At 45.1% G+C, this 21622-nt stretch carries 19 protein-coding genes; 5 read left to right on the forward strand and 14 right to left on the reverse strand.

Features of this window, described 5'->3' with window-relative positions:
- The first annotated feature begins 37 nt into the window (after window positions 1-37).
- From B9G69_RS11015 to B9G69_RS11025, 3 genes are all read left to right on the forward strand, one after another.
- Entirely contained in the window at window positions 38-1558 is a 1521-nt protein-coding gene (locus B9G69_RS11015) for a HAMP domain-containing methyl-accepting chemotaxis protein (protein WP_088615023.1), read from the forward strand.
- Between the two features lie 126 nt (window positions 1559-1684).
- Window positions 1685-2788 (forward strand): hypothetical protein, encoded by a 1104-nt coding sequence (locus tag B9G69_RS11020; RefSeq protein WP_088615022.1) that lies wholly within the window; start codon window positions 1685-1687, stop codon window positions 2786-2788.
- On the forward strand, window positions 2785-3261 hold the full coding sequence (locus tag B9G69_RS11025) for a hypothetical protein (RefSeq protein WP_088615021.1): 477 nt from the start codon (window positions 2785-2787) through the stop codon (window positions 3259-3261). The genes B9G69_RS11020 and B9G69_RS11025 overlap by 4 nt, the downstream gene beginning before the upstream one ends.
- An 82-nt stretch (window positions 3262-3343) precedes the next feature.
- On the opposite strand, the gene B9G69_RS11030 is transcribed toward B9G69_RS11025, so the two are convergent.
- From B9G69_RS11030 to B9G69_RS11080, 11 genes are all read right to left on the reverse strand, one after another.
- Window positions 3344-3595, reverse strand: a complete 252-nt coding sequence (locus B9G69_RS11030; RefSeq protein WP_088615020.1) for a hypothetical protein — start codon at window positions 3593-3595, stop codon at window positions 3344-3346.
- Between the two features lie 505 nt (window positions 3596-4100).
- Window positions 4101-4346: a hypothetical protein gene (locus tag B9G69_RS11035; RefSeq protein WP_088615019.1), complete on the reverse strand. Its 246-nt coding sequence runs from the start codon at window positions 4344-4346 to the stop codon at window positions 4101-4103.
- Window positions 4347-4629: 283 nt separating this feature from the next.
- Window positions 4630-5796 carry a bifunctional 2-methylcitrate synthase/citrate synthase gene (locus B9G69_RS11040; RefSeq protein ID WP_088615018.1) on the reverse strand — a complete coding sequence of 389 codons (1167 nt, stop codon included), beginning with the start codon at window positions 5794-5796 and terminating at the stop codon, window positions 4630-4632.
- A 180-nt stretch (window positions 5797-5976) separates the two neighbouring features.
- Complete coding sequence (locus tag B9G69_RS11045; protein ID WP_088615017.1) at window positions 5977-6789, reverse strand: twin-arginine translocation signal domain-containing protein; 813 nt, start codon at window positions 6787-6789, stop codon at window positions 5977-5979.
- A 72-nt stretch (window positions 6790-6861) separates the two neighbouring features.
- On the reverse strand, window positions 6862-7344 hold the full coding sequence (locus tag B9G69_RS11050; RefSeq protein WP_088615016.1) for a hypothetical protein: 483 nt from the start codon (window positions 7342-7344) through the stop codon (window positions 6862-6864).
- Window positions 7345-7450: 106 nt separating this feature from the next.
- Window positions 7451-8212, reverse strand: coding sequence for an OmpA/MotB family protein (locus B9G69_RS11055; RefSeq protein WP_265437738.1), 762 nt, complete (start codon window positions 8210-8212; stop codon window positions 7451-7453).
- Window positions 8213-8214: 2 nt separating this feature from the next.
- Window positions 8215-9003, reverse strand: a complete 789-nt coding sequence (locus tag B9G69_RS11060) for a motility protein A (RefSeq protein WP_088615014.1) — start codon at window positions 9001-9003, stop codon at window positions 8215-8217.
- A 15-nt stretch (window positions 9004-9018) separates the two neighbouring features.
- A complete protein-coding gene (locus B9G69_RS11065) occupies window positions 9019-9597 on the reverse strand; it encodes a hypothetical protein (RefSeq protein ID WP_088615013.1) in 579 nt (192 codons plus the stop codon).
- A complete protein-coding gene (locus B9G69_RS11070; protein ID WP_088615012.1) occupies window positions 9587-11434 on the reverse strand; it encodes a hypothetical protein in 1848 nt (615 codons plus the stop codon). The genes B9G69_RS11065 and B9G69_RS11070 overlap by 11 nt, the downstream gene beginning before the upstream one ends.
- Window positions 11431-12039, reverse strand: coding sequence for a tetratricopeptide repeat protein (locus B9G69_RS11075; protein ID WP_088615011.1), 609 nt, complete (start codon window positions 12037-12039; stop codon window positions 11431-11433). The genes B9G69_RS11070 and B9G69_RS11075 overlap by 4 nt, the downstream gene beginning before the upstream one ends.
- Window positions 12040-12200: 161 nt before the next feature.
- Window positions 12201-12983: a hypothetical protein gene (locus tag B9G69_RS11080; RefSeq protein ID WP_088615010.1), complete on the reverse strand. Its 783-nt coding sequence runs from the start codon at window positions 12981-12983 to the stop codon at window positions 12201-12203.
- A gap of 49 nt (window positions 12984-13032) precedes the next feature.
- Here B9G69_RS11080 and B9G69_RS11085 point away from each other — a divergent pair, with 49 nt between their 5' ends.
- Window positions 13033-14757 (forward strand): PP2C family protein-serine/threonine phosphatase, encoded by a 1725-nt coding sequence (locus B9G69_RS11085; RefSeq protein ID WP_088615009.1) that lies wholly within the window; start codon window positions 13033-13035, stop codon window positions 14755-14757.
- On the opposite strand, the gene B9G69_RS11090 is transcribed toward B9G69_RS11085, so the two are convergent.
- Both B9G69_RS11090 and B9G69_RS11095 read right to left on the reverse strand, forming a co-directional pair.
- Window positions 14754-16127, reverse strand: coding sequence for a vWA domain-containing protein (locus tag B9G69_RS11090; RefSeq protein ID WP_088615008.1), 1374 nt, complete (start codon window positions 16125-16127; stop codon window positions 14754-14756). The two genes, B9G69_RS11085 and B9G69_RS11090, sit on opposite strands and share 4 nt — an antisense overlap.
- Window positions 16127-17215: a hypothetical protein gene (locus B9G69_RS11095; protein WP_088615007.1), complete on the reverse strand. Its 1089-nt coding sequence runs from the start codon at window positions 17213-17215 to the stop codon at window positions 16127-16129. The genes B9G69_RS11090 and B9G69_RS11095 overlap by 1 nt, the downstream gene beginning before the upstream one ends.
- Before the next feature lie 194 nt (window positions 17216-17409).
- Between B9G69_RS11095 and B9G69_RS11100 the strand changes: the two genes are divergently transcribed.
- A complete protein-coding gene (locus B9G69_RS11100; protein ID WP_265437739.1) occupies window positions 17410-20469 on the forward strand; it encodes a hypothetical protein in 3060 nt (1019 codons plus the stop codon).
- On the opposite strand, the gene prpB is transcribed toward B9G69_RS11100, so the two are convergent.
- On the reverse strand, window positions 20415-21314 hold the full coding sequence (gene prpB / locus B9G69_RS11105) for a methylisocitrate lyase (protein WP_088614992.1): 900 nt from the start codon (window positions 21312-21314) through the stop codon (window positions 20415-20417). The genes B9G69_RS11100 and prpB overlap by 55 nt on opposite strands.
- Window positions 21315-21622: the final 308 nt, after the last annotated feature.

Consider the following 21622-nt stretch of genomic DNA (forward strand, 5'->3'; position numbering starts at 1 on the left):
GGCGGCAAAGTAGTCTTATACGCGCTGGAGGTTTTTTATGTTTTCTGCACGTTGGTTTAAAGGTATCCGCGGTAAATTACTCTTACTGGTTACAATTCCATTTGCTGTCATCGCAGTACTTTACTACGAGGCTGGCCAAGGAATTTCGGCCCTTCAAAAAAGTCTGAATCAAGCAAATCTGGTTCGTGGTCCCTCGATCAACTACACGGGGAAAATGGCCAAAGAATCTGAATCACTGCAACGCTACGTTTTAAATGCAGTGACTGCAAAGTCAGAAGAAGATACTCACACGGAAATCACCAAGGCCCTTGGATCTATCGAAGCCTTCGATAAAGCAATGGAGGAATACGAAAAGATTCCTCATGGGGGAGCGACCGCAGCCATTTTTGGTGACATTATAAAGCTTTGGTCTCAAGCGAAACCGACCGCTCAGGTTGCCGTCGAAAAGCTTAGAACCGGAAATAAAGTTCAAGCCCACGATGTTTTAGAAAATCAATACCGTCCCGTGGCGACAGAGATGTCAAAAAAATTGCAGGAGCTGTCAGATCTTCGTCTGAAACTGATGCTGGATGATTCCAATACCGATGCAGCACTTATTGCACAAACAGAACAGATCGTTGATTGGGTCGGTGTCATTGGCCTTGTTGTTTCTGTGGCATTTTCAGCATGGGTTATTCATAATTTGAACAGTCAGCTAAGTGCAGCCGTCAACGCGTTGTCTGAAAACTCATCTAACATTCTTCACGCAAGTAAGCAGCTTTACGCGACCAGTGAGCAGGTGGCTGAGGGCTCCACAGAATCTGCGGCTTCGATCGAAGAAACGGTGGCTTCTCTTGAAGAAGTGAACTCTATGGTCAAAGTAAATTCTGAAAGTGGTCAGAAAGCTGCGCAATTCGCTGAGGAGGCTGTCCGTCAAGCCGAACGCGGACAGGCAGAAATTGAAAAATTGATTCATGCCATGGCTGAAATCGAAGGTTCTTCAAAACAGATTCAGGATATTATCAAGATGATCGATGATATCGCATTTCAAACCAACATTTTATCTTTGAATGCAACAATCGAGGCGGCTCGCGCTGGCGAGCAAGGGCGAGGGTTCTCAGCTGTGGCAGAGGCTGTGCGTAAGCTTTCTCAAGACAGTGTCGCTGCCGCTCAAAATATTGCAGATTTGATTCATAAAAGCTCCGAGAAAATTCAAACGGGCTCTCGCTCCGCTTATGAAAGCAGTCAGGTTTTCAAAGATATTAACCACACAATTCACAAGGTCGCGCAAATGAGCCAGGAAGTTTCTCAAGCAAGCAACGAGCAAGCTCTGGGGGTTGATCAGATTAATAAAGCGATGAACCAGCTGGACACATCTACTCAGGTGAACTCAGCTGCTTCAGAAGAGGTCGCAGTCTCGGCGCAAGAACTTTCAAGCCAGGCCGTGGGTCTACAAAATGTGGTGGCGACTCTTGAGCAGATTCTTGATGGTCGACGTCATGAGGTTCATTCTGATGCTCCCGTGTCGTTGAAAAAATCATTAACGCTTGCGAGACCTATCCTAGTAAAAGCTTCCTAATTAATTCACGAAAATTGAGGCACGTGAATTTAATGGGACTTAATATCAGTTTAATTAACGTCCCACGAAAAAGAGCCCTTTCTCATAGGAAGACAGGGCTCTTTTTGCTACCATTTTTAAATGAGGATGAGACGTTATCTTATTCCTATTGGAATCGTGTTAGGCACCGCAGCTTTGGGATTAATCCTGAGGCAAGGGCCTATATCGTCAGCGGCTCCGATAAGTGAACAGTCCTCAAGTCCGATCGAGAAAAAGCCTGCTTCTGAAGGGGCCCCCGTTGTAAAACCAAATACCTTGTTCTGCGAAAAAAGCTACGACGCCATCTGCAAAGGCAACGCAGTGGCGGATCCTACAGGGGAGACCTCCCTGGACTATCGCGGGGAAATTCGTGCCTTGCGTGTGCTTCGCCGTATCGTGCGAACCAATCCGGGCTGGACCACAGAGCAAATTGAAGATGAGCTCGTGAAGCGCATTTATACCAAGGAACGCAAAGACAAGTTGGTGCGTATTTTTGAAACCGTGCGTGCCCAGATGATTGATTACGTAAAACAGCAGAGCTCTAAAGTGATGTCTGACGTTGATAAGGCAGTTTTGATTGAGCGTATCAGCAAAGTGAATCTGGAGTTGCCAGAGGATCGCACGACTTATTCCGATGCGACGGACTTGTACACTAAAAGCGAAATCTATTATGAGCGCAGTCATTCAGGCGACGTTCACCGCGTGCGGGTGGGCGGTGCTTATATTTTAAATACTTCCTCTGAATACAGTATTATCTTTTCCATGGCCCATGAGTTGGCTCATTCAATTGATCCTTGTGGGATTCAGGGCGAGCCGTTGAATTACAACATCTATGATGATTTGGTTCAGTGTTTTGTCGACAGTCAGTGGATCAGCAAGGAAGAGGCTGCCTGTGGTGGTAAAGATAAGTCCTCTGAGGTATTTGCTGATTGGCTTGGGGCGGAAATACTGGCACGATCAATTCGCAATCAAACCAAATACAGTTTGGAAGAGAAAACGCGTGCGGCAATCAATGCTGTTCGTGACCTTTGCGATGACTCTTCGGGATTTGAAAAGGTGAACCTCGAATACTATCCAACAGATATTATTCGCGTGAAAAGTATTTTTTCAAAGAACACAATGTTACGTAAAGAATTGCAGTGCTCCAACTCTGGAACGGCAAAACCATATTGCCGCTTCGAACCACCCAAAGCGAGAGGGCAACAACGATGACTAGAACACAATGGATCGTACAAGCATTCTTATGTGGCACGATAGCCGTGATAGCAGCCTGTGCAACAAAGCCCGCAAATGAAACAACTTTTATTCAGCCGGCAGCTTCGGTGGTCCCTAAGAACACAATCAGCATTAACTATTCCCTGCGACACAATATCTATTTGTTTCAGTTGCAATCAGTGAATGATTCAGAATTTAATGCTAAAAGCGTCGTCAATGAAAAGGTCATCGAGGACCGCGCGATCCCACGGGAAAAATATATTTCCTTTGCGAACCGTATTTATGATTTTGCTGAAAAATATAAATCAGAAAAATTGGCAGCCGTCCCTGATTGTAAAGCGCCATTTAATATTCGTCTTGAAAAGGCCGGCCAGGTCGAAGAAGTGCAAGGCTGTCGAAGTAACGATGCTTCTGGAGAACTAGGTAAGATCATTCGTGAAGGGGAAATCCTGTTTTATGCCGGGGAATAATTTCCGACGAAACACTCATTAAAAGCTAAGAGGGTTGGAGCCCCGCCGATAACTGTAAGCGAGACTCCAACAAGAGGATCAACTATCTGCCTTCAGCAGGGAGTTGAGATTCAGTAGAAACCGGTTGTTGCTGTTGTTGATATTGCTTTTCTTCAACAGTTGATTTCTTTCTTTTGATAACGCCTTTGCTGTCTTTCTGAACAGTTTGGCTGTTTACGGTAGCTTCAGTTGAGGAAGCAGAAGATGGCTGTTGCATTGTTGCAGAATCAGCTGCGAATGCAGAAGAGAAAGCCAATACGGATGCTAGTACTACAGTTGCGTTCAATACTTTCATTAAATACCTCCAAACGATTATACGAAAACGAAAATTTAAAACAGTTATCTGAAGGTCATGCTGAACCCATCTAAAAAACATCGCAACACTTTCGGTGTGAATTTTTCTTCAAACGATCCATAAACATTCGTGCCACTCTGTAAAGCACCGAAATCAAAGCAAAAGGTCGTTTAGTTCATCGCGCGAATGAAAGTTTGTCGGTAGATAACGAAGCGTCATTCAAATCGTCACTCGCATTTTTATTTTACATTTAGTCTAAAAATTTGGAGTCAAGGGAACTGAAAATTCCGAGCGCAGCGGCCTCGGCTCCATCGATCACGCACCAGCACTTCACGACACGCCATCCATGGCTCAACCGTGGCTCGCCTTCGGCGAGTGCGCGCCGTCGTGGCGCCCACGGAGGTCGTTCCGTGCAGGTACATGCCCGCTGAATCCGAGTCAGCTGCGCTCGGAATTTTCAGAGCGCAGCTGGAGATTTTTTTGTGAATGGAAAATAAAAAATTGATTAACTCATGGCGAGGCGGCTGAGTTCGGCGAATTGTTTTTCTATTTCGGTTATGAGTTGTTGGTACCAATTGGTTGGTTTTTTTGTTTTTAGAATGTGTTCTACGTTGTGGGAGGGGATCGTTGTGTTGATGCGAAGTTTGATTTCTGTTCCTTCCGTGGCTTCGCTGTGAACTAGTTTTAGATGTACGTTTACTACCGTATCTTTGTGTGTTGCTGTGGTTCCAAGAAATTTGAGTCTAAACATCTTGCCTCCAATCACTGCTATTGAAGAGCAAAGGGGAGGCCGCTTTTAAATGCTTTAATTGGTTTTTAACGGCCTCGCGAGGAAAAATGGGGCATTTTTCCCGGGGTTTTATTCCCCCTAGTTCGTTGATTTTTTAAAACATTGGCGGTCTTAAAAGAAACATAAAAATCTTATTGGGGTTCGCAAATTTTACTCGTTCGGAGACTTTTTTGAAGACAGGTGAGTATAAAAAAAGCCCACTTCGAAAAGTGGGCTTTTTGGTTTTTGCTTTAGGGAAACTAAATTAGTTTCTTTCTGACAAAGGAACAACTTTGCGTTGTTCTGCACCTACGTACTCAGACAAAGGACGGATGATGCGGTTGTCAGCAGCTTGCTCCATGATGTGAGCAGACCAACCTGTTGTACGAGCCATAACGAAGATCGGAGTGAAGAAGTCGATCTCGAAGCCCATCATGTAGTATGCAGGACCTGCTGGGAAGTCCAAGTTAGGGTAGATCTTTTTCTTATCAACCATAACTTTTTCCAAAGCCGTGTACATTTGCATCCATTTTTGCTCGCCAGTTACGTCAGCCATAACTTGCGCGTACTTTTTCATCGTTGGAACGCGAGAGTCACCAGAGCGGTAAACGCGGTGACCGAAGCCCATGACTTTTTTCTTTTGTGCCAATGCATCGATCATCCACTGTTCTGCTTTTGCAGGGTCAGCGATTTCTTTCATCATATGCATAACCATTTCATTCGCACCACCGTGCAAAGGACCTTTCAACGCGCCGATACCCGCAACGGTTGCAGAGTAGATATCAGATTGAGTTGAAGTCACAACACGTGCTGTGAATGTAGAAGCATTGAAGCTGTGTTCAGCGTAAAGGATCAAAGAAACGTCGAATGCTTTAACAACTTCTTTTTGAGGTACTTTACCAAAGCACATGTGGAAGAAGTTTTCAGCGATGCTCAAATCAGCTTTTGGAGGAATAAAATCCAAACCTTTTTTGAAACGGTAATCAGCAGCAACCGCTGTTGGGATTTTCGCCAACAACATCATTGCTTTGTCCATGTTCGTCGCTGGAGATGAATCCCAGATACGAGCGTCTTCAGCACCCATGAAAGACACTGCCGTACGGATAGAATCCATAGGATGGCATTTTTGTGGAAGTGATTTAATCACGTTCAACAAAGTCGCAGTGATGTCGCGGTTTGCGCGTTCTTTTTTAGTGAACTCTGCAAGTTGAGCTTTGTTTGGCAACTCGCCATTGTACATAAGGTACGCGACTTCTTCGAAAGAGCAGTTTTCAGCCAAGTCTTGAACTGGGTAACCGCGGTAGATCAAAGAGTTTGTGTGTGGGTTCACTTTAGATACAGAAGATGTATCCATTACCACGCCATCAAGACCTTTTTTTACGTTCATTTTCTCTGGTTCTGGAACGTAATCTGGATTGATATATTCAGCCATTTTTCCTCCGAAAAACCGCGCCAAAAGGTACCTGGTACCTTATCCTTCGCACGGTGCATTAAGTTAAAGTAAAGTAATGGCTCGAGGCTAGACCGGGCCTCCTCCTCGGTCAAGAGGAGGAGGAGAGGAGGCAGTGTGGCAGGTGGGATTTTGCGATGCGTTCGCTCGAGAAGGGATGGATTAAACGGCAACTCTGACTGCAATTGAGGCAGTGTAACCACCGGTTGACGAGTTGGAAGCGACGGTCAGCATTTCAGTACTTGTTCCGTCACTGAAAATACCGTCGGCGGTATTGTCCATCATGCCGGACGTGCCTTTGTAGCCATAACTAGTCTGCGCAGCCACGACTTTATTAATACTCATTGGAAAAGCGAACTGAGTGATTTTGATGGGGTAGGCATCATCAAGACCGGCATACACCTCTGCATGAATATGAATTGCGCGTCCTGAGTACCAACCTGGATAAATAGTAGTGAATGTCACCTCGCCATTGGAATCAGTCTGCTGAATTCCGCGAAAGTAAGTTTCAGAACTTGAATGCGAGCCACCGTTGTTCGAGGCCGTGTAAGCAGAGTACTGACCCGTCGGCGTGCAGTGCCAGATATAGATGTAATAATTTGGAATCGTTGAACAGCTGTTGTTTACGTTTTGCAAAGAAATATTCAAAGTCAGCGGAACACCCGCGATACTTTCAGAAATATCACGGCGGATGATGGGCGAGCCGGTATAGACTTTATCAAGCTTCGCCGAAGTGCCGTCGCCAGCTGTGTTGGAACCATCCGCAGGGAAGGGGCCATTTGTTTCATTCGCGCTTTGCACGCACGAACCGCCGGTTGTGCCCGATGAATCATCACTGTCAGAGGATGAGGAAGTGACCGGCGAAAAGCCTTGCGTATTGCATCCTGCAAGCATCATTGTCGCGCCAGTTCCCAATAAGGCTTTTAGTAACTGGCGTCTTTGCATTCCATTGAATTTCGGTGCTTGATCGCACATAAAGTGTACCTCCGTACTTGCTTAAGAATACGGAGCAATTGTGCAAAGACCGTGGATTTCTCGGACTGAGAATTAAGAGCCGTGATACATGATCACAAACGAATTAAAGTAGCCCTCGGCATCCTTCGACGCACGAATCATGACTTTCCTATCTTGAGAATTATAAATCCGTCCGTATCCGTCAGCGACGTTAAATAGTTTCGTGCATTTATGAGCATTCCATTTAACCGCCACGGCTTTCAAATTATTCGTGTCGGGATCTAAGATCGCACTTTCGCTTTCAGGAACTTCAAGGGCGCAGCTTGTGACGTTGTTGGCGCGGTGGCATTCCAATTTAAATAATTCCGCAGAGCCTACAGTGAAGCCAGCACGTTTGATTTCAACACCGTCTTCAAGAACTGCGGGGGAGTGAATGGCCTCAAACATAAGAGTGGCGTCTTGATCATCGTTGCCATCTGCCAAAGTCACGACCGCAAACTTATCATGGAAACTAACAGAGTTCGTTGCATATGCAGACGAGGCAAAAAGCATGGAACATAAAAGCAGATATTTCATGAAGGGTCTCCTTAATATCCTGGATTTTTACGTTCTTAAGGGAAGTAGGCAAGAGTGGGCGCAGCAAAACCAAAAATGAAAGACCCGGTTCATCACCGGGTCTTTTTTATTGTTCACCTTGTTCTTTAAAGACTTTAATTACCACACGTCGGTTTTTTGACCTGTTTTCTAGGTTCGGTGTTCCATCGGTGTTTTCGTTGGGAACGACCGGTTTGGTTTCACCCCAACCAGTCACGGTCAGTTGTTTTTTGCCAAATCCTTGGGTTTCAAAAAGTTGTGCAATGCGAGCGGCGCGGATACCTGAAAGCTCCCAGTTCGATGCAATGATCGGGTGGGAGATCGGAGCACTGTCAGTGTGTCCTTCGATACGGATGTTGTATCCCTTGGCTTGCGTTTTTATCGTGGCTGCCAATTTGCTGACGATATTCACAGCTTCATCTTTGACATGGAAGTCGCCACTTTCAAAGAATGTTGTACCTGTGAACGTCATGATGACACCGTCATAACCAGATTCGATTTGCACCTGTTTTTCGATGCCGTTTGCTTTCACGGTTTTCTTCAAGGCATTTTCTAAAGCTTTATATGGCTCTTCGTAATGGCCACCGAATCTTTCCGTGTTGGCTTTTTTCGCTTGTTCGAGTTTCGCAACGTCAGGTTTAGACATTGAGTACATCATCGCAAAGAAACCCATCAGCAACGTCATCAAGTCAGCATAGCTGACAATCCAAGGACCTTCGCCCTCTTCCTTTTTGATGATAGTAGGCGGTTGGGAGTCATGATCATCATTGAGCTCCGGATAACGCTCGTGAAGAGGCTTTTGCTCCTCCGGCTTCGGCACCGCTTTAAGATTGTTCTTGCGCAAACCCATAATTAAGCCGCTTTCTTATTCGCAGATTCACCACGTTCGCTAGGAAGCAGGTAACTCTTAATGCTTTCTTCAACAACGATAGGATGCTTTTTATCGCGAATCAGTTTGAATCCATCAATCACCATTTGACGGATGATCTGATCCATACGATTTGCTTTGGCTAAGTTTTCACCCAGAGGCAAAAAGATAAAGTTCGCAACCGCGATACCGTACATCGTTGCAACAAGGGCGATGGCAAATGAAGGACCCATTTTCTGAGCCGCATCCGCGCCACCCATGTTAGCCATCAAAGAGATGATACCGATAACCGCACCCAAAAGACCGAAGGCAGGAGGAAACTTGGCAAGAGCTTTAAAGATCTCGGCATCTTCCTCGTGACGGTGAGCCATGTTGTGCGCGCGTTTGTTTAAAATTTTATCCATTTGATCGGAATCAATGGCACCTTCGTTCAACATCCCGATGGCTTCCTTCAAGAAAGGAGTTTTGATGCCAGCGTGTTTATCACGAAGATAGTTTTCGTTTTCACGGTAACCTTTAGCAAGGTCAACCATCTCAACGATTGCCACGTTGATGTCATCGTTTTTACCAAGAGTTCTTTTAAAAAACACTTTCATCAAAGAAAGGAGTTTTTTAGCGGAGAAGCTTAGTAAACTTGCCGCGATCGTACCGCCGATAACGATCACGAAAGCGTGCGTATCGAGGAAGATCTTAGCTTTATCAGTCGATGTTACCATCGCTCCGATCATAACTGAAAAGGCCATCAAAAGACCTAATAGTGCTGATAAATTCATTGCCGTACTCCTTAACTAATTAAAACTAAAATAAATAGAGCCTAACAGGGACATCGAAGAGACCGAACCTGTGCCGATCACCGTCGTTGCCATGATAAACTCGCCTCGTACACCCATGCGATTCGTAAGCTGAAGATCAGCACCTACACGCGGGGAGAGGTAAAAACCGGCCGCATTCGATGTTTTACCTTGAGCATCTGGAAGGTTCGCGGATTGCGCGATACCCACTCCAGTACCCCAGAAATATCCAATATCGCGGAACACGATCTCATCTGTTTTCAAGTTATCTGCTTTAATATATGGAGTTGGAACTGCATTCCAATACCATTGAAAATACAAACCAGAAAATGAGTTCGAAGAAGCAGGGGGGCTCATGGCTAATGAACGTAAATGCTCAAACCCCAAGATCAACTTCGAGTGGTACACATAGTCCACTGAAATAAGCATCGTCAAAGGACCTTCATCCTCCGAGATCTCATTGCTTGTCGTCGTTGATCCCAAACCTACACCACCTGCTACGCGAAATCCTGCATAAGCTGATGGAACCACCGCGAACGTCAACCAGAAAGAAAGCAACAAATTCCTAAGCAACATTTGCAGCTCCACCCATATCGCGATCAACGTAAATACGTGCGATCGTGATGTTCTCTGATTGGATAAGTCGTGCCCATTTTGCCTTCAAAGCTTTCACTTTTTGGTTTTGGACATTTAAATCCACTTTCGTGCTTAATTTCAAATCGTCTGCCAAGATCGTTTTCATCATTGGTGGACATTGTTCCAAGATCGCGTATTGAGCTTGAGGAATAACTCTGATCAAGTTCAATACTTCCTCTGCTGTCGCGATTTGCGTCAAGCGGCGGATATAATCTGGTTTCCATTCGTCTACGAAAGCCAACGTCAGATAGTTGTGCTTCAAGTTGCGGCCATCCATAGGAAGGGACGGAGAAACTTTGCGCAACGTCGTAATTTCGTCGACAGGCGTAAGAGTTTGAATTGCTTCCAAAGTTCTTGGGAACAGGTTGACCAGACGTGTTTGCTCTTTGGACTGCTGAGCTTCAACAACCACTTTCACGCTTGTGTCATGATCCCAAAGTTTTTTAACATCGACTTCTGCATTCAATAACATCGAACGGATTGTGTTCAATTTATTGAACTCATCCATGCTAGTTAATAGATCAGACTGAGTTTCTTTTGGAAGATACATCATCGCCAACGCACGAGTGTCGTCCGGTTGGTGATCTAAAAGTTCTTTAACATCCGACGGAGCAGCTTGATTTAGGAAGTCGAACGGGCGGCGCAATGATTGGATACCCAATGTGCGAACGCTGATCAAATCCCAATAGATGCCTTTAAGCATTTGAAGTTTTTCCGGGTCGTCCATCATACCGACGTTACGGTAAGCTTCAGCCAAGTGTTCTTCGTAATTAGAAATCATGTCTTGTTCAATCGGGATGCGCAAAGCAGCCATTGCGCCAGTTTCCTTCATGATTTTTTCGCGAGCTGTGATCAAGCAATCGACTAAGAGCGCAGTTTTCGCAAAGCCTTCTTCGTTGGCGTCGATCCATACCTTGATCAATTCATTCGTTCTTGCACCAATTTCCATGCACACGAAAGCGATCTTTTTGATCATCATGTCAAGCTCTTCGCTAGCCAGGCGGGAAACGGGAGCTGGAAGTTGTTCTTGAGCTTCGCCACCGAGGGCATCATTGCCAGTGCTTTCAAGAGCCAGTTCGCCTTTTTGTTCAATCGTCAATGGTTTCTGAGCCGAAGCAATCGACGTCATACCTGATCTTAACAAAAGACCCATGATAAATAGGGCCAGCGCCAATAAAGCAGCAGCAATAACCGGAGCCCACTTACGCAATTGTTGCGCAAGCGTTTCTGGTGGAGGTTCTGGCTTTACCGGAACGGGATCTTTTGGTTTTTCAATTTTTTGACTGATTTTACCCACAGTTGCCTTAGCAACACGGCCGTAGTCCTTAGTTAAACGGTCTTGCAACCATTTATTAAGTTCTTTAGCGTATGATTCAGGGTAGGCTTTCGTATCCAAGCCCACGAACACTTCTAACGAAGAAATCTGGAATTGCTTTTCTTCTTTAGCTTGCTCTTTTTTAAGTTTCATTTCTTCGATTTTTTTCTCGTAAGACTCAACTACGTTACGTACGTCAATAGAGCCAATGTCCATACCTTCAGGAAGCTTGTCAGCTTCTGGTTCTTTTTCTTTTTTTGGAGGTTGGATCGGGGACAATTGCGCACGTACAGCTACGTTGAAAGTCTTTCTCTCCAAACGAGTGGAGATCAAGTCCTCAAGATTGCGACGGACTTCGTTTTCAATAGTATTTCTTTTTGTCACAACGTCAGACGCTAAGTTCGCTTGAGCGAAGGCGAAGCAGGAGTGAAAAAGAACGATCAAGGATAAAATCAATCTCATTCGATTGTCCCTCCTTGGTCACGTTGGATCTTTTCAAGCATCTTAATCGCGTCGCTTGAACCTGGATCGATTTCCAAAGCCTTTTTATAAAGCTTGCGAGCTTCATCAATATTGCTTTGTAGGTAATAGATACCGGCTTTCATAGTCATCGCTTGAGAGTTTTGGCTGTCAATCGCAAGAACTTTATCAACTTCTTGGTGAGCCGCTTCAAACTGACGAGTTTCCACGAACTTTTTCGCATTAAAGAAATATTTTAAAATTTTAGTCGCGGTCGTGGATGCTTCGTCTGTGGGTTTGATTTGAACTTTCACGATACGAGTCAGCTCACCCCAACGGTTGGAAGGCAGCATGATCATTTTCTTTTCGTGGTCTTTCTTTTCAAACGTGAACTCAACCCAATTCGATGACTCGGGACTTAGTTTCAAAGTTTCGGCGATTTGCACTTCCGTCAATTCTAGAGGAGTTTCTCCAACTTTGATGCGATCAGATTTTCCTGTTACGGAAATGAACACGTCTGCTTTCGAAGGCTCACTTTGTACAACTAGTTTTGATGAGCAAGCGCCCAAAAACAAAGTTGCAATGATAAGCATCCAATTCAATTTCATTGTGTTCCCCCGAAAAAATACGATCTTCTCTTCAGGATTTATCGGATTTTACTAGAATTTGGAGAGTGGACCAAAGGTGAGATTGAAGGGAAATGTGAATGACTTCCACAAACTCTGACTCCACAGGGACATGTTTATCCTGTCGAAGTATGGACTTTTGTTTACGAGTCTTCGGTCTTGCGCATGGCTACAAACTCTTTAACTGCTAAGAGCGAAAACACTCCGTATCCGATGGCTAGCCAAATCACGAAACTTTGGGTCGTTTCGTCGTCCAGGGAAACTTTCTTTTGCTCGACCGTAGCGGCAGCTTCCGCTGAGTTTCGTTCCAAAATTTCTTCCGGTGGGAGGGGATCCAAAGGGCTTTGGTCCTGCGGAATATCGCTTTGAGCTTCAGAGAACGATTCAGCTGGAGCTTGGGCTAGCTCTACTTTTTTAAGTCGCTGTCTATTTCGTTCGCCTTGGTAACTGACCTTTTCCTCCACGCCAGTTAGTTTTAAAAGTCGGGCACGGTCATTCACTTGCAAAGCCGCAGCTTCATCTGCAGCAGAAGTCATCTGAACTTCACCCTCTTCCAGATGAATGGTGTTTAGATTGTTTCTGCGAGTGATACGAACTAAAGAATCTTTGGTGATGTACAGGTTCGTCGCCTGCATTAAATAGACGTGAACCTTACCGTTGCTACCAGTAAAAACGTTGTCATTATCATGAATGAGGTCATTTATCTTGCCAGGAAGCCACAACAGCTCTCCGGCTAATCGCACGCGAACGTCTCCCTCCAAGAAAACGATTCTGCCGATAACGGGATATTTTTTATTTTCGTTCCCGTCGGCTTTTTGTTTAATTGGACTTGTATGAGTCGCAAGATAATAGGCAATATAAAGGATCAGACATCCTGAAAAGACACCATACAATTTAAGGATAAGTTCTGAGCGTTTATTGGTCACAGGTCAGATGATATTGCCTAACCCATAATTTGTTGAGAAAATAATTTCGATGAGCTTTAGAATTAAACTTTTATTGGGGATGGTTTTGTTACCAACAATCTGCTTGTTGGTATTTCTTAGTCTTTCTGTCGTCACCTTTGTCGATGATAAAAAAGCCTTTGTTTACGAGTGGAATCAGCTTCAATCCCGTTATATTGCCAGCCAAATCGATCTGAACATCACGCGCATGAAAAATGATCCTCAAGAGGCATTGTTTGTCGCGCATGTGGATTCTTCCTTTAACAATGTCTTGGATGTGGCAGGTCGAGTTGAAAAAAGCCAAGCGACTCGTATTATAAAAACATACGCGGCAGCTATGTGTTCGGGACTTCGAAGTATCACTTGGATCGAGATCGAAGGCCGCATGGTCTATACTTATTGCCACAAGGTCAAAAATAACTACGAGCTTTTCGCCTTCGATCGCAGTCGTTTGGAAGTTTATTTCGCGGAACGCGGTATCAGTGAGAATATTCTGGTCGGGTATGATGGTTATGTGATCGCTGGACCTCCCGGATTTCCAATTGGTCGCGAGCTGAAATCGATTGTCGGTGACGGCGTTAATGAGATCTTTGATAATAACTTTGAAAAAGGTCGTATCGAAATCAAAGACAAGAGGGATAAGGAAACTTATCTGCTTAATTTCTATCGAATTCCCAATGAGTCATTGTTGATTGTTTCCTTAACGGCGCGTTCAGCACCTGAACGGGCTGCCTATTTCTTTGTATATAGAGGGATCATATTTGCCGGCGCATTAATGATTATCACGATCATGGCAGCCCTCTTTGCATCGGGTGCTTTGATTCGCTCGGTTGTCCGTTTAAGAAATGCCATGCAAAACTTTGGTGCAGGTCAAATGGATGTGCATCTTGAAACGGGCTCGAAAGATGAAGTGGGTCAGTTGGCGGGACTTTTCAATGATATGGTGACTCATATCAAGCAATTGATGAGCGTCCATGAAGAAAAAGCCCGTATCGATGCGGAAATGAATTTGGCTTCAGATCTGCAGCGAAAGTTTTTCCCATTAGATATTTACTCCAACAGTCGTTATCAGTTTGCAGGTTTTTATGAGCCCGCCAGCCAATGTGGTGGGGATTGGTGGACTTATGTTGAAACCGAGGACCAATTCGTCGTTGTCATTTGTGATGTGACGGGACATGGATTGCAGTCGGCATTGATCACCTCGGCCGCATGTGCGGTTGTCGCAAGTTTCAAAGATGATTTACAGAGTCCAAGCAAACTGATGGAAGCCATGAATCGCGCGGTGTTTGAAACGTCTCGCGGAGCTTTGAATATGACGTGTTTGATCGCGGCATTTAATAAGCGCGATAACAGGATGACTTATTGTAATGCCAGCCACGAACCAACATACTTCTGTACGCCTCGAGACGGAATGAAGCGCACCGATATTAATGTTTTTGAGTCGGTCAATGGACCTCGTTTGGGAGAGTCTTTGGATGCAACATTCACAGAGACTTCGATTTCCTTCGACGAGGGCAGTGTCTTCTTATTTTATTCCGATGGGCTTAAAGACATTGTGAATAGTGAAAACAAAGCTTTCGAGGAACGTCGTATCTTGAAAGTGCTGCAAAAAGTTACGGATGGGTCCGTTGCTGCAGATGCGATCTTGAATATGGCTAAGAAAGATACAAACGAGTGGCGTGGGCAGTCAGGCCTGATTGATGACTTGTCGTACTTTATCGTAAAACACAATCCTCAGAGCCCGACCACACATTAGTTCTTAGTAGGTGGTTCGGGACTTAGCCAATTGGCTTCAGAATCTTTCAACATTGGAATATGCCTAAATTGACCTGCCGGAAGGAAATGTCTTTCTTCTTGCAGGTCTTTGTTTTGAATCACCATCACTTGGGGACCCGCGGTTTGCGGCGCATCCACCCATTTAAGTTCATCGCCAAAAAGCTCTGTGATATTGATTTTATTTCTGGTTCCATTGGCGATCACTACCGATCGGGGCTTCATACGTTTTGCTAACCACGGCGGAGAAATAACCTCAATATTCCATTTTCCAAATGGAATATTTGGCGGAGCAACTGTCTTATTATCTAGTCGGGCCAGGGTTTCAATGGGCTTAATATCTCCATGAATTTCTTTGGTCGAATTTTCAGGGGTCCATTTTAGTGTGAGTGCCATTTCGTTCATGTCGACGGCGCCCACCGCGTTTTTCATAAGCTGTGCCCAAGGGATTTTCGTTAAAGTTCCTTGGGCCAATTTGAAAGTTATTTCCGTTCCATTGTTGGCGTCTTCAAAACGGATTTTGTATTCGCCAGGCGGGACTGAAATCGTGAAAGGGCCTTCCCAAGTTTGACTGTGCTTTTCACCTGAAATTGAAAAGCGAGCATCTTCGGGTGCTCCCGTTATTTCTAAGTGGGCAGGAGGTGCTGGGGGTTTTAAATCTTTATTGTTACTGGAACGAGAGCCGCCGGCTTTATTTTGCCCCTTCATTTTAAAGATTTTAATTCCCGTATTTCCGGTGCGCATGGAATCTTTGATTTCTGTTTCGATGTCTTTGTTCAGGGACTGAGAAGCCTTCAACTGATTTAAAAGGTCCTCTTTAGAGTCAATATCTGCAAAAGTGATCTTGAAGTTTTTAAGCTCAAGGTCTTTAAAGCACTGCATCTGGCTTTTGTCCTCTTTAAGGTCCAAGCCCACCATAAATATTTCGTAGGGTTTTTCAGTTTTAATTTTTGAGTCGACCTGTTTTAAAAACTCACATGGATTTTCACCACAAGTATCAGCACCGTCCGTAATTACTACGGCGCGAGTGCCGGGATATTTTTGCAGGCGACTGACTAAGGCTCTAAATCCATGGGTCAGTGGCGTTTTACCGAAAGCTCCGGGTTTCATGTCGAGGATTTGTTTTTGCAATGTCGCATTTTTACCGTTCATCATGCGAACATCTTTACATTCTTTTTCTGGCTTCGTACCAAACACGATGGCTTCAGAACTTGCTTGAGGTGGAACTGAAGACAGCAAGGCATGCACTTGCTTTTGCACGATTTGAATCTTGGGGGTTTTGTCCAAGGGCTGTTCCATGGAACCAGAGTAGTCGAGCATCAGAATTAATGAGAGAGCTGCTTGAGAAACCATTAGTAAAGATCCTCACCAAAACGAATAGAAAAGAAGGCCCCAATATCAGTACGATTTAAAGAGCTCTCTCCTGATAAAAGAATATTGGATGCAAGAGCTGCTTGCTGCTGATCCAAAAGGAATAAACCACCACCACAAAAACCAAAGGTGATATCGTACAGACTGATGTCTTGTGTGCACTTTTGAACTTTAAGACGGTACCAATTCAAAGTGAACGGATCTTGTCGAAACTGTTGTTTTTCAGAGATCTTGGACATGATAGCTGTATCCAAATTAATGATCCAGTGATCCCATTTTGCTGAAATTCCCAACAGGTAAGACTGACGATCAAAGGAAAAATGTTGCAGGGAATTGGAAGAGGTTTCCCACGTTTCATTATCATAAATCAGACGCGGGCCGATCTTGTAGGTGGGAAAAGTTAGCCATGCTTGATAACCCAAGGACTGTTGAGAGCTTGAAACTGATAAGCTAACGTCTTGAGATTTATATCCAGGTGACGTGGCATAAGAAAGAAACAACTCGTGCTGAATCCAATAGGAACGCAATCGCGTGGGCTTTCCTTTCATCAGCTGAGCCTGGACGAAAGGCATGTATTGGATGCCTTCGGACGACAGGTCTTTTTGCAGTTGAGTATTTCCGGTCCAGGAGCTTTGAGTAAAGGTGGACCCACCCGAAAGAGCATAACCCCAATTGAAATTATAAACAGCGTAAGAAGGCGGCTTTACTTCATAGGGTGCACTATCTTTTTTTGACGCCAAGGCTTTTTGATTGATGAATGGCAGAACCGGGTTTCGGGAAATCAAAAGGGGATAGAGAGGATCGGTTTGAGCGACGACTTTCAAATGTTCATAGTCGGCATCTTTTTTTTCGAGGGGCGGGTTCCAAGATTTGTCCTCGCGGACAGAGACGAATTCACAGTAGGGATTGCAGACATACAAAATCCCTTTCCAGCCTTTTCCCAGGCGCTGATCAATGTCTTCATTTGAGAATTTCTTAGTCTCACCTTGGCTAGAAGCAGGCGCTGGCGTCTGGCCCAAAGCAGATAAACTCGTCAGCGAAACCAAAAGAAAAATTCGAAACCATATCATGTTGAAACTATAAATTCCTCTAAGCGCATTGGGTAGGCCAGTAAGTGAAAGTTACCTCATGAGGTCAGCTGGATTTCAGGTTTTCTTTAAAGAAGCTCGTGATTGGTACCGAGAAGATTGATATGCGCGCGTATTTCTTAGCATTTGTATCAATGTGTCTCATTTTGGGATGCTCAAAAAGTGAACTCAGCAGCATGGGTTCGCAGAATGCATTGTCTGCATCCGAGTACTATGTCTCGGGAGCTGCCAACACGCGGGTTTTCTATCTCGCTTCGAATGATGTCTATGGCCTGGGAACTTTCGTAACCGAACTAGCTGCAGAAAATGGCAATCTGGTGATTCCAGTGACGCTGACCAAAGGTGACTACGGCATCAGAGTTGACGCAGCCAAACCACAACACATGGATTTGATTGTTAAAGTCTATCGCGAGAATCATCCGTCGGGAGATTTCATTTTCGAAGCGCCTTTGCTGGGCCCTCACGTATCTGTGACGAATGTGACGACGGCACTTTACTGGATGTTAAAATGGGGTTACTCGAATCCCAACCTGTTGATATCTCAAAACCGTTTTGATTCAATAGTGAATAGCGTCGAGTTGATTTGCCAAGACTGTCGCAAAAAATCAACGAGCGAAGTTTTGAATTTGATGATGGCGCATCCAGAGCTTGTTGGTAATATCACTCAAGCACTTAATACCGATAATCCATCTCTGAATCTTCAATTCCATTGGAACCCAGATTCAATTTACTACGCGTGGAGCAGTCCTAACTTGACTACGACCGGGGCGGGAGTGAAGTCATCCAAACAATTGGAAACTATTTCGGCCAACGTTATTGCGGTGGATCCCCGTGATTCTAAGACACGGATTCAGCCAGCGTCATGGTTGATGACCCGTGCGAATGGTTCCACAGTCACTGTTTCCGGTTCTCCAATGATTTATACCTTTACAAACGAAGATCAGACCGCTTCAGATTTTCAGCCGACCTTTACGGAGAGTTCCGATTTCAGTTCGCACATCAGTATTCATTTTGAAGTCGCAAGGGCAAACCGCGCACCAGAATGTTTAGAGCCAATTAACTTGACCATGAAGGCAAACCGCCTGAATGCGGCTGACTTAACGGCGTATTGTAAAGACCCAGATAATCCAAGTGCTACACCGAACCTAGGTGTGACTTATGCCTTGGTCAGCGGTCCCGCAGGGCTTATTGTCAGCAGCGGGGGGATTCTTCGCTGGTCGCCTAAGAACGCCTTAGCTGGTCAAACCTATGATTACGAAGTGTTAGTGACGACAGCTACCTCTGCAAATCATGTTGCTAAAGGAAAAGTTACCGTCAATGCTGTGCAAATTCCTTCGTTTGTAGCCGCACCAACGGGAACTTTCTCAGAGGGTGTAACTACTTCAACTGCCATCCCGGTTGTCAATCCGGAAGGTGATCCACTGTTGCTGGTTGTTTCAAGCGTCGGCTCTATAAAAACAGGCAGCCCTGGTGGAGCCGGGGTCCTGAATCTTTATACTACGGATGAAACCAACCCTCTGGCACCGGTATTTAATTGGGAGTTTATGCCAAGTTATCTGCAGACCATTGTAGTCGATGGGACCGCTTCATTTAAGTATTCCCTTCGATATAATACGAATGCGGATCCTAACTTAGACGGTTCGATTGAGCTTGCGACGATCAATGGTTCGTTCACAGTTATCAATACAGACGATCCACCTAAATGGGTTTCTGGCGGTGACGGAGCGGCGTTGACCGAGGGATCGAACTTTAGCGTCATCATGGGTAAAGCTGTGGATCCAAATCCGAATCCAACAGCAATGACATATGCTCTGGTGTCAGCAAACGGAAAATGTGATTGGAGCCAAACCGCGACTCTTTCATTAGATGGAGTCACCGGGGAAGTTATTATGTCAGGTTATCCTGACTTTACCTCCCTAGAGGAGTGTCAGTTCCAGGTAGTGGCCACCGATTCAAACAACTTGTCTTCACGTTCTGACGTGATCAGATATGACGTTGCGGATACTAATAGACCGATACAGGAAATCATCCCTGAGACTGTCACAGAGGTCGTGGGAACAGAAAATCAAATTGTCAATCTCATGATTGATCAAATGTTCACGGATCCTGATATTACGATTGAGGATGAAAGGGAAAGAATCACTTGGGAATGCTATGTCAATACGACCGGTATTGCATCCCCCTTTGTAGATTTGTGTGCAAGCCAAAATATTAAATTTAATTTAGCTTCAACCGTGTTGGCTGGATCGTGGACTCCTGTTTACGGAAATGCGGGTACGTACTTTATCATGCTTCGCGGAACTGATGCTGGTGGCAACTCTGCGACTCACAAATTTAAGTTAACAGTTGCTGCTGCTCCGGCTCCGATGTTGTTAAGTACTCTGCAGAATGATGTGCCGACCGATATGATTACCGTAGCAGAAGGCTCTGTGGGCACGTTTGTCTTAAGAGCGACACCTCTGACGACAGCCGATGTGAATCAATACACTTACAATGTGTCTGCACCTCGATGTTATCCTAAGTCAGGCATAGGAAGTTGCCGAGTGGCGATGGTGACGTCTCCTTCATCCCTTGAAGGACATGGTCCTCAGGATTTCTTATTTACGGTGACTCCTAACTACACGGATGCAGATGCGACTTATCCGACTGCAATCAGAGAATACGTAATTACCTATACCATTAGCCGTGTCCCTGGAACTTCGGATAATGAGACTGCTTCCGAGATTGCCTCTGACACGTTTACTCTGGATACAGACGTCGCGATGTCTTTGACTGTCACCAATACGAACCGCGCACCGACAGCTATTGGCTTGTCTGCAGGAACATATGGTTGTACGGGAAGTACAGCTAACTCCTTAACCTCAGCTTTCACGATCTGTATCAACCTTGCACAAAACTCCAAGTCAGGGAATACATGGCAGAAAACTTATACTAATACTTTGAGTTATGTGGACCCTGACTCAACCAATGATTCTTATTCGTTCACTCTTCCGTCCTCGGGAGCTCCGGGAACTATTTCTAGTGCTAATATTTGGACGATAAAATTGCCGGCATGTCTAAACGCGGGCACCTCGACTATCACCCGGACCTATGATCTGGTTCTATCGGATGGTCGAGGAGGATCGGTTACTCGGCAGGTCATAGTAAAACCTGCCTTTTTCATTCAACCTAAACGGAAAAACTATTTCAACGTAAAGTTGAAAATATTCTGGTCAAAAGAGTTGTACTCATCATAACGAGTCAACGCATAAAGGTCCTTACGAGTCTGCATTTTTTCAAGCAAGCCCTCCTGAGTACCCTTAGCTTTAATTTCAGCCAGGCCCGCAACCGTCGCACCCATCGCCAGACGGAACGTCGTCACAGGATAGATCACGATATTGTAACCAAGATTAGAAAGTTCAGTGTAAGTGAATAAGCGACCTTTACCGAATTCAGTCATGTTCGCCAAAAGCGGAACAGAAACAGCTTTACGGAATTTTTCAAACTCCGCCTCATTCTCCAAAGCTTCAGTAAAGATACAGTCAGCACCCGCATCGATATAAGCCTTAGCACGATCAATCGCCGCATCCAAACCTTCAGAAGCACGAGCATCAGTGCGCGCGATCAACAAAAAGTTCTCATCAAGTTTTTTACCACGAGCCGCCGCCGCTACTTTACGAGCCGCTTCGTCACGAGTAACCAGAGATTTACCATCAAGGTGGCCACAACGCTTAGGATTGACTTGGTCTTCAATGTGACAACCAGCAAGACCCATCTCGATCATCTCTTGAACAGTGCGAGTCGCACTCATCGGCTCACCAAAACCAGTATCGATATCGATGATCGTCGGCAAAGAAGTCGTACGAGCAATTTGACGACCACGAAGAGCAACCTCAGTCAGTGAAGTCAAACCGATGTCAGGGTATCCAAGGTCATTAGACAAAACAGACCCAGAAATATAAACCCCATCAAACCCAGCCTTCTCAATAGCCATTGAAGCCAACGGAGACCAAGACCCCGGCATCTGCAAAAGCTTACCAGTCTTCAAAGCATCGCGAAAATTCTTACGCTTCTGCGCCGGTGTAATTTCAGGAAACAACATACAAGAACCTCCAAAAAAACCTCAGGCCATCTCTACGAAAATCCGAAGTGAGCCAGGGCCACGGAATTAAAAAATAAAATCAAAATCTACGATTCAAGGCTTATGAAATTTGAAAAGAAGGCCTCTGAACCAGATCAATACTTAACTTACCACTTCCAAAAGAAAAAATGTCTCAGCATAAAATCTTTCAAAAGGATCTACGAAACTCAACAAAAAGGCAGCGACAAGGGCTGGCCTAGGGTTTTGTAGAGACCTCCGCGGGGCCTGGACGGCCCTCGCCGAAGGCGAAGCGGCAAGGGCAGGAGGCC

The organism is Bdellovibrio sp. SKB1291214, assembly GCF_002209355.2.
Classification (GTDB): domain Bacteria; phylum Bdellovibrionota; class Bdellovibrionia; order Bdellovibrionales; family Bdellovibrionaceae; genus Bdellovibrio.